The sequence below is a fragment of the Pseudomonas sp. LB3P25 genome (assembly GCF_054897985.1).
Window position 1 is genome coordinate 2,063,285 of record NZ_CM142711.1, and the last position, 12,879, is coordinate 2,076,163.

General features: G+C 57.5%; 11 protein-coding genes. 2 read left to right on the forward strand and 9 right to left on the reverse strand.

Annotated elements, in window-relative coordinates; translation table 11 throughout:
- Positions 1-22: 22 nt before the first annotated feature.
- From ACYZTW_RS09155 to ACYZTW_RS09190, 8 genes are all read right to left on the reverse strand, one after another.
- A complete protein-coding gene (locus tag ACYZTW_RS09155; RefSeq protein WP_462004591.1) occupies positions 23-3,667 on the reverse strand; it encodes a transporter substrate-binding domain-containing protein in 3,645 nt (1,214 codons plus the stop codon).
- 8 nt (positions 3,668-3,675) lie between these two features.
- The gene (locus ACYZTW_RS09160; RefSeq protein WP_046049241.1) at positions 3,676-4,302 is read right to left on the reverse strand and encodes a response regulator transcription factor; all 627 of its coding nucleotides are present in this window, start codon (positions 4,300-4,302) and stop codon (positions 3,676-3,678) included.
- Positions 4,303-4,557: 255 nt separating this feature from the next.
- Positions 4,558-4,950 carry a response regulator gene (locus ACYZTW_RS09165; RefSeq protein WP_095131946.1) on the reverse strand — a complete coding sequence of 131 codons (393 nt, stop codon included), beginning with the start codon at positions 4,948-4,950 and terminating at the stop codon, positions 4,558-4,560.
- Between the two features lie 183 nt (positions 4,951-5,133).
- Positions 5,134-6,462 carry a deoxyguanosinetriphosphate triphosphohydrolase gene (locus tag ACYZTW_RS09170; protein ID WP_462004592.1) on the reverse strand — a complete coding sequence of 443 codons (1,329 nt, stop codon included), beginning with the start codon at positions 6,460-6,462 and terminating at the stop codon, positions 5,134-5,136.
- Positions 6,463-6,786: 324 nt separating this feature from the next.
- Positions 6,787-7,950 (reverse strand): EAL domain-containing protein, encoded by a 1,164-nt coding sequence (locus ACYZTW_RS09175; RefSeq protein ID WP_462004593.1) that lies wholly within the window; start codon positions 7,948-7,950, stop codon positions 6,787-6,789.
- Between the two features lie 122 nt (positions 7,951-8,072).
- On the reverse strand, positions 8,073-8,414 hold the full coding sequence (locus ACYZTW_RS09180) for a hypothetical protein (protein ID WP_462004594.1): 342 nt from the start codon (positions 8,412-8,414) through the stop codon (positions 8,073-8,075).
- Complete coding sequence (locus ACYZTW_RS09185; RefSeq protein ID WP_140683439.1) at positions 8,411-8,800, reverse strand: phage holin family protein; 390 nt, start codon at positions 8,798-8,800, stop codon at positions 8,411-8,413. The genes ACYZTW_RS09180 and ACYZTW_RS09185 overlap by 4 nt, the downstream gene beginning before the upstream one ends.
- A 1-nt stretch (position 8,801) precedes the next feature.
- Complete coding sequence (locus ACYZTW_RS09190) at positions 8,802-9,116, reverse strand: ElaB/YgaM/YqjD family protein (RefSeq protein WP_462004595.1); 315 nt, start codon at positions 9,114-9,116, stop codon at positions 8,802-8,804.
- Between the two features lie 306 nt (positions 9,117-9,422).
- Here ACYZTW_RS09190 and ACYZTW_RS09195 point away from each other — a divergent pair, with 306 nt between their 5' ends.
- Positions 9,423-10,631, forward strand: coding sequence for an ammonium transporter (locus ACYZTW_RS09195; protein ID WP_134419154.1), 1,209 nt, complete (start codon positions 9,423-9,425; stop codon positions 10,629-10,631).
- Here the strand turns inward: ACYZTW_RS09195 and ACYZTW_RS09200 are convergent.
- Positions 10,628-12,340, reverse strand: a complete 1,713-nt coding sequence (locus ACYZTW_RS09200) for a cation:proton antiporter (RefSeq protein WP_462004596.1) — start codon at positions 12,338-12,340, stop codon at positions 10,628-10,630. The two genes, ACYZTW_RS09195 and ACYZTW_RS09200, sit on opposite strands and share 4 nt — an antisense overlap.
- A gap of 208 nt (positions 12,341-12,548) precedes the next feature.
- Here ACYZTW_RS09200 and ACYZTW_RS09205 point away from each other — a divergent pair, with 208 nt between their 5' ends.
- Positions 12,549-12,788 (forward strand): glutaredoxin family protein, encoded by a 240-nt coding sequence (locus ACYZTW_RS09205; RefSeq protein WP_140683451.1) that lies wholly within the window; start codon positions 12,549-12,551, stop codon positions 12,786-12,788.
- Positions 12,789-12,879: the final 91 nt, after the last annotated feature.

Consider the following 12,879-nt stretch of genomic DNA (forward strand, 5'->3'; position numbering starts at 1 on the left):
ACTGCTCAGCGTCCAAGCATAGTTAAGGCTCTGTCATTCTGCTGTTGTCGTTTTGGCTGATCTGTTGCTGCAATGCTTGCTCCAATTCGAGCATGGCGCGCTCTATAGCCTTGCTGCAATCGGCCACTTCGTCGTGATGAAATGCCTCATGGCAGGCCTTTTCCAGCGCCTCGCAGCTGTCGATCACCCGGGAAGCCTGGACGATTCGGGCGGCGCCCTTGATTTTGTGGGCAACGTCGAGAAATGACCGAGGCTCTTTGGGTGGGGACAGCGCCAGCAATTCCTGTCGGTCCAGGCGGTTGCTGTTCAACAGTTCGGTCAACAACCGCTGGTCCAATACCGGATCGCCACCGGTCAAAAGACGCAGTCCTTGCAGGCTGAACGCCGGATTGCGGACGGTTGGCTTGATACCTTCAACCCACTGACTCAAGGCTGTCAGGGTAAGGGGCTTGAACAGGCAGTCGTCCATCCCGGCGTGTTTGCAGCGTTGTACTTCTTCCGGTTGTGCGTTGGCGGTAAAACCCAGCAGGGTACAGGGCGGGCGGTGCGTTTGTTGTTCATGTCGGCGAATGGCGCGGGCCAGTTCGTATCCGTTCATGATCGGCATGTTGCAATCGACAATCACCAGATCGAACGGCTCGACTTCCCATGCCTGAAATCCCGCCTGGCCATCCGGCGCGACGCTGAATCGGTGGCCCAGAAACTCCAGTTGCTGGCGCATGAGCAAGCGATTGGCGGGGTGATCGTCGACCACCAGAACATTCAAGGGGGCCGTCGTGGTGTGGATTTGCGCTTCAGCAGTCTCCGGCATCTGTTCGAGTGGCAGTGTTGCCAGGTGCAACGACACCTCGACTTGAGTGCCGACACCCGGCTGGCTGCTCAATTGCAGGCTTCCGTCCATCATTTCGCACAGGCTGCGGCTGATCACCAGCCCAAGCCCCGCACCGCCTCTGGCTGACTGCCCGGAGTTATCGGCCTGAGCGAAAGGTTCGAACAGCCGCCGCTGTTCCTGTTCACTGATCCCTATGCCGCTGTCGTGAACCTGCAACAGCATCCGGACCCGCTCAGGCTCGGCGGTCGGGTGCAAGTCGACGATGATCCTGACTTGGCCTTGCTCTGTGAACTTGATGGCGTTGCTGACCAGGTTGGACAACACCTGTTTGAAGCGCATCGGGTCCAACAGGACATCAAACTCCCTATTGGCAGGGCGGAATTCCAGCCGCAGCCGGAGATTTTTCTGGCGCGCCAGTCCATCGAAGACCCGCACCACCGAGGCCACGATTTCATTTGGATTGACCCGTTCAGGGCTCAGGCTCAAGCGCCCGGATTCAATCCGGGCAATGTCGAGAATGTCCCCGATCAGCTCCAGCAGGTCCTTCGCCGAGTTGTACGCCACATCGATGGCCGGGCGATCCGGGTGCTCATGATCGATACGCTTCAGCGTTAGCTCGAGCATGCCGATGACCGCATTCATCGGGGTGCGGATCTCATGGCTCATGGTCGCCAGAAAAATGGTTTTGGCTCGGTTGGCTTCATCGGCGCACTCTTTGGCATCGCGCAGATCATCGAACAGTTGCCGCCGTTCGCTGATGTCGATCCAGCCGCCGATGATGCCTTGCACTTCACCGCTCGAATCACGGTAGGGAAGAATCCAGTGGTAAATCGTCAGTCTGCGGCCGCCGATGTGCAGCGCGCGATCGAGAATCAGCGGTATGCCCTCGGCCACGACGCGCTGGTAATCGGCCTGATACTCCCGTGCTTCGAACGCATTGCTCATGCTGCCTTGCATGACGCTTTTGCCGATGACGTCTTCACGTCTCGCGCAGAAGGCTTCCAGGTAACTGTCGTTGCAGCTTTGCAGCAGTCCCTGACGATCGCGGACGTAGATGGGATGAGGCGTCCCATTGACCAGTGATCGCATGAATTCGAATTGATCGTTTAATGCGCGCTCGGCTGCCTGACGCTGCTTTATCTGGCGACGCATGTAAGCGTTCCAGGCAACGGAAATCAGCAGCAGCACCCCGGCCCCGATAACGATTTGGTAGAACAGTCGGTGATAGTTGCGCCAGGTACTTTGCGAGGACGCCGAATAGCCGCGCCAGCGGCTGTTGATGATGCCCAGTTCTTCCGGTGCAATGCTCAGCAGCGCCTTGTTGAGGATGGCGTTCAGTTCTTTGGCATCTCGGCCTGTGGCCAGGGAGAACGCGGCCTGGCGGGTACCAATGGTGGTACTGATTTGAAGTGTTTGCTCGAAGAGTCGCGATGAGATGAAGTAGTTGGCAATCACCAGTGAGTTCACTGCACCTTCTGCCTTGCCTTCGGCCAGCAACTCCACGGCGCTGAACGTGTCTGGGGTTTCAATCAGCTTGATCCGTGGGAACTCGCTGCGCAGATAATCCACCAGGGGATTGCCTTGGGCGATTGCCAGGCGTTTGTCCTGCAACTGCGCAAGGCTTGTCGGGCTGTCGACGGCTTTGCGAGTCAGCAGGACAAAGGAGTTTTGCAGGTAGGGGCGGGTGAAGTTCAACGTCGTTTCACGTTGGGCGCTGGGGAGCAGGGCGGCGATCAAGTCGGCCTTGTTGTCTCTGATCTGCTCGACCATCTCGTCATCACTGCGGCTGCGATGGACGTCGAAGCGCAAACCGGTGCGCAATCTGATCAGCTCGAGCAAGTCCGCGGTAACCCCACGAAAGTTGCCATCACTGTCGAAAAACGTCAGCGGCGCAAAAGCCTCATTGACCACCACACGCACTACCGGATTGTGCACCAGCCAGCGCTCCTCATTGTGGGTGAGCTGCAGTTTTTGATCGGTGAGAAGCATGTCACTGCCGGCACTCCAGCGTTTTGCGATGTTGTCTCGTTCGCTGGTGGGGATGGCCATGAGTATTGCGTTGATGATCCCGAGCAGTTGCGGGTTGTCCTTGTGCACGGCAAAGCTGAAACCGTGGGCTTCGTGTTTGCCGAAGTTGGCCATGCGAATGTTGTTCAGATACCCCTTGTTGATCATGTAATGGGTGGAAATGGTGTCACCCAGAAAAACGTCAGCCTGGTCGAAGGCAACGGCATTGATCGCATTCTGGTAGGACGGAAAGGACGTGATGATCGCCCTCGGATACATTGCCTTGACCTCCGCCAGCGGCAAGTAGTGATACACCATGCTCAGCCGCAGACCGGCCAGGCCATCGGTCAAGGTTCTGGTTTCACCTTCACGTGTCACCAGAACCGGCTGGTCCACGGCGTAGGGGGTGGAAAGTACGATGTCAGCGTTGTGAGCTTCGAATCCATTGGCGGTCCCCAGCAAATCGATCTCGCCGTTTTCGAGTGCCTCTATAGCGGCCTCCCGGGACGAAAATCTCAGAACCTTGATTGGCAAACCGGTTGTTTTGCCGAGGATGCCCGCGTAATCGGCGGTAAAGCCTTCGTAGTCGTGACCACTGACGGTCAGGTCGAAAGGGGGGTAGTCCGGGGCTGACGTGCCCAGGATCAGTTCCCGTTTATTCTCAATCCATTGTCGTTGTGCGTTATCCAGTTGGACTTCCTGGTGTCCGGCCATTGAGCGACTCATCAGGGTGTAGTTCTCGCTGACGGTCTGCGCAGCGGCCACTGAGGCGGTCAGGCATAAACCTGCGGCCATGAGTGTCAGATAATCCTTTATACGACTGGGCATCCTGTTTCTCACACTAACGCGTTACGTTTTGCCATATCGATGAGTTCAACCAGGGATTTGGCTTTGAGTTTCTGCATGAGGCGTTTTTTATAAGTGCTGACAGTCTTGTTGCTCAGAAACATACCTTTGGCAATTTCCTTGTTGGTGCGGCCTTGGGCAAAAAGTTGCAATACCATCAGTTCCCGGTCATTGACTGACTTGAACAGCTCCAGGTCGGCGAAGCGCGCATCATCACAGCGAACAGGATTCAAGGCTTGACTTGGGAAATAGTTGTAACCTGACAATACGGCCTTTATAGCGCTTACCAGTTCACTCAGATCTTCCTGTTTACACACATATCCCGATGCGCCGGATTGCATGCAGCGAATACCGAAAAGTGTCGGGCACTGTGCTGTTAACACCAATGTTTTCAGGCGGGTACTCATTGCGTTGAATCGGGCGAGAACTTCCAGCCCATCCAGTTTGGGAATGCTGATGTCGAGAATGACCAAGTCAGGCATGCATTCGCGAACCATCTGCATGGCGTCGACCCCATTATCAGTTTCGCCGACGACTTTGTAACCTTCATGTTCAAGCAACATTCTGACGGCAAGGCGGATGACCGGGTGATCGTCGACAATAAAAACGGAGTTCATAATCAAATCCCATACGCGCTCAAATAAAGCGCGCACCTTAGCTCAGATAGTTGAGGCGACGCATGAACTGACGGACCTGTAGTGGCAATATAGGAATGTTCCTACAGGTGAAGAAGAATAGGACTACGTATCAACTAGGTTTTTTATGAGGAAGGGTGAAGGTTGTTGAGGGTTAGTCAGATTGCTGGAAATATTGGTTTGTAAGTTTTGAATTGTGTTTGTGTTGAGTTTTTAGTGTGTTCGGTATACGTTTATTTACAGTGAGGCCAAGGTCAACAAGTTTCTAAATTCGGATTGTTTCAGCGGTTTGATCAAGTAACCCAATAATGGCAGTCCGTGTTCGTTGGCCTTTTTTTCAAGTTCGTCCAGTTCGGCGGATGTCAGGCTACTTAACAGTATTGCCTGTCTAATCATCCCCCGATGGCTGGCGAATTCGACGAGATCAAGCCCGCAGAGGTCGGGCAGACATTGATCGCACAAAAGGATATCAAACGGTTGCACAGCCTTGAGCATCTGTTGCAAGGCGCCATCGGCACTGTCGGTGGTGGTCAGTTGGGTGAAACCGTAACTCTCAAGCAGGTATTGAGTCGCCCGGAGTTGGAAGGGATGATCTTCCACCAGCAAGATGCGCAGATCGTCTTTGAACATAGGATTATTCACGCTTCTTCTGTCGAACTGAAGGAAGCGAGATTATTTCGCGAGGTTACCGAATAATCGATCAGTTAGCTCGGCACATGTTGTAGGGGGATTCGGCGAACGTTGAGCGCACTTGGGTTTTGAGAGGTCAATCAACCATTGCAGGCGGCGTAATGGCTGATCACCCGGGTCTCTTCAGTGGCTCGAACAACCGGTCATCTCCAGCGCCATTTCACTTGCATAGCTGTCGGTCATGCCGGCGATGAAGTCAATCATCCGTAGAAACGAGGCGTGCAATGAGCCGTGAGGATCGGGCGCATTGTTGCCCAACAGGTCGAGGACTCGGCAACTCTTGAAGGACGGCGTTCGACCGTTGTGCTGTTCCAGTGCCGCGCCGCAGAAGGCGTTGAGCAGGATTTCCAGCGTGGTGTAAGCGCCGATTTCATGCAGGGTCTTGCGCTTGTCCTGAAAGATTTTTTTTCGCGCCATGTCCTTGGCATTCAGTACGCAACGCTTGGCAGGGCCGTGCATGTGTTCCACCAGATCACCGGGCAGCGTACCGTCCAGCAACGCATCCTGTTGCTCGACAAAGGCCCGGGCTGCGGCGTTGGTCAGGTGTTCAATGGCTTTGCCTCGCAGGATCGCCAGTTTGCGCCGGCGCGAATCCTGTGGACCAAGCTGGCGATAGGTTTCCGGCAGATCGTCACCCACAAGATCCAGCAACAGAGACTCGACTTCGGCGTACTCCAGCAACTCCATCTCCAGACCGTCTTCCAGATCGATCAGCGCGTAACAGATGTCATCGGCAGCCTCCATCAGATACACGAGCGGATGGCGCGCCCAGCGCTGTTCCTCGAGTTGCGGCAGGCCAAGTTTATGGGCGATTTGTTCCAATAGCGGCAATTCGCTCTGATAGCAGCCAAACTTGTGTTTCTTGTAGCCCAGTGAATCCGCGTGTTTTGCCGTCCATGGATACTTCAGATAAGTACCCAGTGTGGCGTAGGTCAGCCGGGTGCCGCCGTCGAACTGGTGATATTCCAGCTGGGTAAGTACCCGGAAGCCTTGGGCATTGCCTTCGAAATTGAGGAAGTCATTGCGTTCGACTTCGCTCATCGCATCCAGCCAGCCACGACCGGCGGCTTGCTGGAACCAGTGGCGAATCGCGTCTTCGCCGGAGTGGCCGAAGGGCGGATTGCCGATGTCATGGGCCAAGCAAGCCGATTGCACCACCATCCCCAGGTCGCTGGGCTCGCACCAGTCGGGCAGGGCGCTGCGGATGGTTTCGCCGACGCGCATGCCCAGCGAACGGCCGACGCAGCTGACTTCCAGCGAGTGGGTCAGGCGCGTGTGGATATGATCGTTGCTGGTGACCGGATGGACTTGGGTCTTACGCCCGAGACGGCGGAACGCTCCCGAGAAAATGATGCGGTCGTGGTCTTTGTGGAAAGGGCTGCGGCCGAGTTCTTCCGGGCTGTGCAGAGGCTTTCCGAGGCGTTCGCGGGTAAGCAGGGTTTGCCAATCCAAGGCTGGTTCTCTCCGTCGAGTGACTGATGAGTGTCCTGTCTCGCAAATACTGTTCCTTTTTGACGGTGTCTGTCGCCGTCATGCTGCGTTGCCGCTCCTCGCCATAGCGGGCTATGACTCGTCGCGGCGCCTTGCCTGACGACCACAGCCACTCGTCAAAAGAGGAACGTATTTGTGAGACAGGGCACTAGCTTCCGGGTTCGCGTCAGGACCTGCAAGGGAAAAACACGCACACACCTGTAGGAGCACGGCTTGCCGGCGATGGCGGTGTATCAGGCGCTGCAATATCGAGTGAACTGCCGTCATCGCGAGCAAGCCCGGCTCCTACAGCCCGACGGCGTCAATATCGATGAGCAGCAGTCGCTCGCCGTGGTCGAAAAATTGCCCGGCGGTGAGGCAGTACTGGTTGCTCGTGGCATCGCGGTAAGTGTTGGAGAGCGTCAGCCTGCGCTCATCCCAACCCTCTGCCAGCAGGTGATAGAAGTAGGGGCGCCACGACCAGTTGTGGCCCAGGTAGCGATTGTCGGCCTCCCAACCGTTGTTGCGCCATTCAAGGTTGGGCGTTAGCTGCGTACCGTGGCGGTCGCATTGATAGAAGCGCAGCAGCCAGGGAAATGCATCCAGTTGTGGCAAGGCGCTGAGCGGTGCGCGGGCCTGAGCCCATGCTTGCAGGATGGTCATCAGTTCGCTGAGTTGTTGGCGCATGATCGTCAGGCGACCGCGCTCATTCAGCTTTTGCTGAACATAGCGCTGACGCAGTTGCGCGAAGCGCTCGACAAAGGCGTCCGAGGCATAGAAATCGGCTTGCGCGCGGGCGAACAGAAAACCCTGAACGTAGCGCGAACCGCACTCCAGGGCAAAACTCAGTTGAGCTTCGGTTTCCACCCCTTCGGCGATGATCCAGCAACCGGTTTTCTCCGCCATTTGCGCCAGAGCCTTGACCACGTCGCTGCTCGGTCCACCCAACGCAGCGGCCTGGAACAGGCGCATGTCGAGCTTGAGAATGTCCGGTTGCAGCGCGAGTACGCGATCAAGCTGAGAGTAACCGGCACCGAAATCATCAATGGCGATCCTCGCGCCGGCCTGTCGGTAGCGCGCCACGACGTCGGCCAGGCGCTGAATATCGCCCCCCAGTTCGGTGATCTCAAAGACAATGCGTTGTGGGTCGACGTTGTGCCTGCTCAATTGCTTGAGGCTCGGTAAAGCCTGGTCCTGCCGCAAGCGGTTGATCCAGCGTGGTGATATGTTCAGGCTCAGAAACCAGTCCGAGGGCGCTTCATGCAGACGGCTCAGCGCGTTATCGCGGATCTGGCGATCCAGACGACGCAGCGCGATGGCGGGCGTTCGCGGGTCGGCGAACAGCGGCCCCACCGAGGTCAGTTGACCGTCGGCCTGGCGCAATCTTCCCAGTGCCTCGACGCCAGCGATACGGCCGGTGGCGGTATCGATGAAGGGTTGAAAACAGGCGAGCGGTTGCCCGTCGATCACGAGGCCTCCTTGGTCAGGTCTTGTTTTTGGATAAACCTGCTCACCGGGTAGGCACGCAGGATCGAACCCCTCGATAAAGAGGTTCAATCCCGATGTTGCAAGAATGCAGCCAGATAGCGGCCTTAGTGGTTACGCGAAGAGCCTTGCATGACCAGCTTGATCAATGGCCCCAGCGTGGCGCCCAGACGAACCAGTCGAGTGAGACTGCTGACGCCACCGCTCTTGGCGCCCTTACCCGTCAGAAAACCCAGCAAGGTGACGGCTGCCACGCCCCAGAGTGGAGCGTGCTTGATGCCGAAACCATCGTGCAGGTTTTGCGTCATCCCGCGCACGCGCTGCAAGGGTTGCAGCAGTTGCGCGGATTCGTGGCGGATTTCCTGGCGATGCATTTCCATGCGCAGGCGGATCAGCGCTTTGCGCATTTCTGTGCGCGAGCTGTTGTGAGGCAGTTCAGGCAGGCTCATGGCAGCAGGCGCTCCCGATCGTTGGCCAACTCTTCCAGGGTGCCGTGGAAGGGCGAGGACTCATCGTAAATCGCCGCTCTCAAGCGCATCGCACAGAAAATGGCCGCGAGTGTGTAGAAAACACAGAGCCCGATGATGGCCGCCAGGCGATAGGTGTCCCAAAACAGGATCAACACCAGCGTCGACAACCCCACCAGCAACAGCAAGGCAAAAACCAGCGCCAGGCCTGCGAATAGCAACAGGCTTACCGTGCGGGCTTTTTGTTCCTGCAATTCGATGCCGAACAGTTCGACATGGCTGTGCAGCAGTCCAAGAAAAGCGGCACCCAGGCGCCGCGTTGAGGAGCTTGGGCCCGTCGCGGACGAGCCGGATTCGCCGATCGCCATATCAGCGCCGAGTGGCCAGCAAGCCAATCAGGAAACCCACGCCGGCCGCGATCCCGACCGATTGCCATGGGTTAGCCTGAACATAGTCTTCGGTGGCGGTAACGGCGGCCTTGCCGCGTAAACGCAGGGAGTCTTCGGTCAATTTCAAGGTTTCGCGCGCACGCAGCAGACTGTCGTGGATTTGCTCGCGCAACTCATCAGCCTGATCGCCGGCCAACGTTGCGGTGTGTTCCAGCAAGCGTTCGGTATCGTTGACCAGAGTCTGAAAATCGTTCATCAGGATTTCTTGAGCAGTCTTTGCCTTGATGCTGGCCATGGGTGGATCTCCGTAAGTGGCTTCTGAAACGTTCGAGTATGAGCCTTGCGCGAAGGTTCAGTACAAATGACTGGTACAACTTTTGCTACGTCGTGGTGCGTCTGCCTGCGCCGTTGCGCTGTTGCTGGGCAGGATTCGAGCAAAACCTTATCTCAAATAATGAAAACTCGCGCAAAGGTTCCAACCTTGTGCACCAAAGCGGCTCATCGGGATCAATGTGCTGATCCCGGCAAGGTGCAACTTGGTGCATGAATTGTCTGCGCGAACTGCTTTGGTGCTTTTTTAGCCTTCAGGTCTGCCAACCCCATGGAAAATCTGCAAAGCGCTGTGGACAGTCTGGTCCATAGCTCCAATACGTTGTTCATTCTGATCGGCGCGGTCATGGTGCTGGCGATGCACGCCGGTTTCGCCTTTCTTGAAGTCGGCACGGTTCGACAAAAGAACCAGGTCAATGCCTTGTCGAAGATACTCAGCGACTTCGCCATTTCGACCCTGGCCTACTTCTTTATAGGCTATTGGATTTCCTATGGGGTGACCTTCATGCAACCGGCAGCTGTGATCAATGCGGATCATGGCTATGGGCTGGTGAAGTTTTTCTTCCTGCTGACGTTTGCTGCGGCGATACCCGCGATCATTTCCGGAGGCATCGCCGAGCGCGCCCGGTTCGTCCCGCAGTTGTGTGCAACAGCACTGATCGTGGCGTTCATCTATCCGTTCTTCGAGGGGATGATCTGGAACGGTAACTTTGGCCTGCAAGCCTGGTTGCTGGAGCACTTTGGTGCCAGCTTCCATGATTTCGCCGGCTCGGTGGTGGTTCACGCCATGGGTGGTTGGCTGGCCCTGGCGGCGGTGTTGTTGCTCGGGCCGCGTAATGGTCGTTATCGCGAAGGGCGACTGGTGGCGTTCGCGCCCTCGAGCATTCCCTTTTTGGCGCTGGGGTCGTGGATCCTGATCGTGGGCTGGTTCGGTTTCAACGTGATGAGTGCGCAAACCCTGCAAGGTGTCAGCGGACTGGTGGCGGTGAATTCGTTGATGGCCATGGTCGGCGGTACCGTGGCGGCGCTGATCGTCGGGCGCAATGACCCGGGCTTTCTGCATAACGGCCCGCTGGCCGGACTGGTAGCGATCTGTGCCGGTTCTGATCTGATGCACCCGGTGGGCGCGCTGATCACGGGCGTTATCGCCGGCGCACTGTTTGTCTGGTGCTTCACCGCGGCTCAAGTCAAATGGCGCATCGACGATGTGTTGGGCGTTTGGCCGTTGCATGGTTTGTGTGGCGTCTGGGGCGGGATCGCCTGCGGCATCTTCGGCCAGAGCGCGTTGGGTGGGCTGGGCGGCGTGAGTCTGATCAGCCAGTTGATCGGCACCGCGCTGGGGGTGGTCGTGGCGCTGGCCGGTGGCTTTGCCGTGTATGGTGCGATCAAGGCGTTCCATGGCCTGCGCCTGAGTCAGGAAGAAGAGTATTACGGCGCGGACTTGTCGGTGCACAAGATCGGCGCTGTCAGTCAGGACTAGGTCTCTTCGTCGTCAGCGCCTGGATAGAAACCGTGCAGAAGTCGATAGCGGTCGTGCCGAATCTGGTCGGCCCGCTCCTGTACCTGATGCGCGGGTAATCCCAGCATGATCAGCGCGTGGGAGGCGAGCATCAGGCTCGACTCCAGCAGTTCGGGCACGACTTCGCTGGCGCCGGCTGCCTTCAACTCGACCAGTTGGCTGTCGTCGCGCGTGCGCACCAGAATCGGTACGGTCGTGTTGAGTCGCCGCGCTTCCTTGAGGATCAGTAACGCAATGTCGGTCTGATCCACGGCGATCACCAGCAGCCTGGCGCGCTCCAGCCCTATCGCGACCAGCAGTTCACCGCGGCGTGAGTCGCCATAATGCACACAGGTTTCACCAACGGCGGCTTCCTGGACACGCACCGGATCAGTATCCAGAGCGATATAGGGTTGCTGCGCATTGCGTAGTGCGCGTCCGATGGACTGGCCGACGCGACCGTAGCCACAGATCACGACATGGTTGTGTAATCCGGCATTGAGCGCGCTGATTTCCTCGAGTTTCGCTTCTTCATTGGGCTTGCGGTGCAGGCGTGTGGCGACGTGGGGCGCGGCGCGCAGCAGCAACGGCGTGACCAGCATCGAACAGAAGGTCGCCGCCAGCAGCAGACCGCCAAAATCCGCGGGCATCAGTTTGTTCTGCTGCATCTGTGCCATCAGCGCAAAGCAGAACTCGCCGCCCTGGGCCAATGCCAGGCCGCTACGCCAGGCGGTTTCGCCATCGCTGCCACGCCATTTGACCAGCAGCGCAACGACGCTGCCCTTGAGCAGCAACAACCCCAGAGTCAGGCCGAGGATCAGCAGGCCGTGGCTGGCGAACAACTGCAAGTCGATCAGCATGCCGATACTGACGAAGAACAGCCCGAGCAGGATGTCGCGGAACGGACGGATGTCGGCCTCGATCTGATGCCGGTAGTGGCTTTCCCCCAGCAGCATGCCGGCGAGAAACGCACCCAGGGCTGGGGAGAGACCGAGCAGGTGAGTCAGCCACGCCGTCAGCAGAACAATCACCAGCGCCAGTAGCACGAACAGTTTCGGGGAACGGGCAGCCGCCACTTCATGGAACAGCCGCGGCAGCAACCAGCGACTGGCCAGCAACAGGCCGATAAACAGCACGACGGTTTTACCCAGCGTCAGTGGCAGCGCCCAATACCAGGCCTGATCGCTGCTGCCAGCGAACACGGGCACCAGGGTCAGCAGCAATACCGCGACGACGTCCTGGAACAGCAACACGGCAATGGCATTCTGGCCGTGACTGCTGAAAATCTCGCCGAGACTGCTCAACTCTTTACTGACAATGGCCGTGGAAGACAGCGACAGGCCGGCGCCGAGTAACAACGCAGGCGTGATCGGCATGCCGAGCAGCATCAGCAATCCGCCTAGCAGCATCCCGGAACACAGCACCTGCAGACTGCCAAGCCCAAACACCACTCGGCGTAACGCGAGCATTTTCGACAGGGAAAATTCCAGCCCGAGGGAGAACAGCAGAAACACCACGCCCAACTCGGCGAGGTCCGGAAGCTCTTCGTTTTCGTTAACCCAGTTGAATGCGGTCGGCCCGATCATCAGCCCCACGCACAGGTAGCCCAGTACTGGCGGCAATCGCAGGCGCTGGAACAGTGCAATTACCACCAGGGAGGAGGCGAGAATGATCAACAGGTTGGCGAACACAAAAACTCCGGTGATGGACGCTGGCAATTCAAGCGTAGAGGCAAATAATCCGTGAGCATCGCGCAATGGGTATTGAAGGCGACTGATGTGCGTCAGCGTATTGCCGCGATCCGTTGCCGTTATGGCCCAAGGGTTGAGTATTCAATGGCTCGACGGCATTTCAGGGCAGGCCTAGAATAGTGACTTAATTTTTTTCGGTTGAGCGCTCATGCTTCCTGAATGTCAGCTGTTCGGCACCGTTGGTTGCCATCTTTGTGAAGTCGCCGAAGCCATGCTGATGGAATTTGTCGAGCGCGAGGGTCTGCTGGTGGAGCTGGTGGATATCGCTGACGACGAAACATGGTTCGAAGCTTACAGTCTGCGTATTCCGGTGTTACGACGGGTCGACACCGGCGCTGAGTTGGCCTGGCCATTCAGTACCGAACAGGTGGTGGCACTCCTGCGTTAAGCGGTTTTTTGCGGTGGCGGTGTTCCCGCCTGTCGAACTTTGCGATGGATCCCCTTGGCTTTACCGGTGCGGTTCGGATACTGTATGCGCA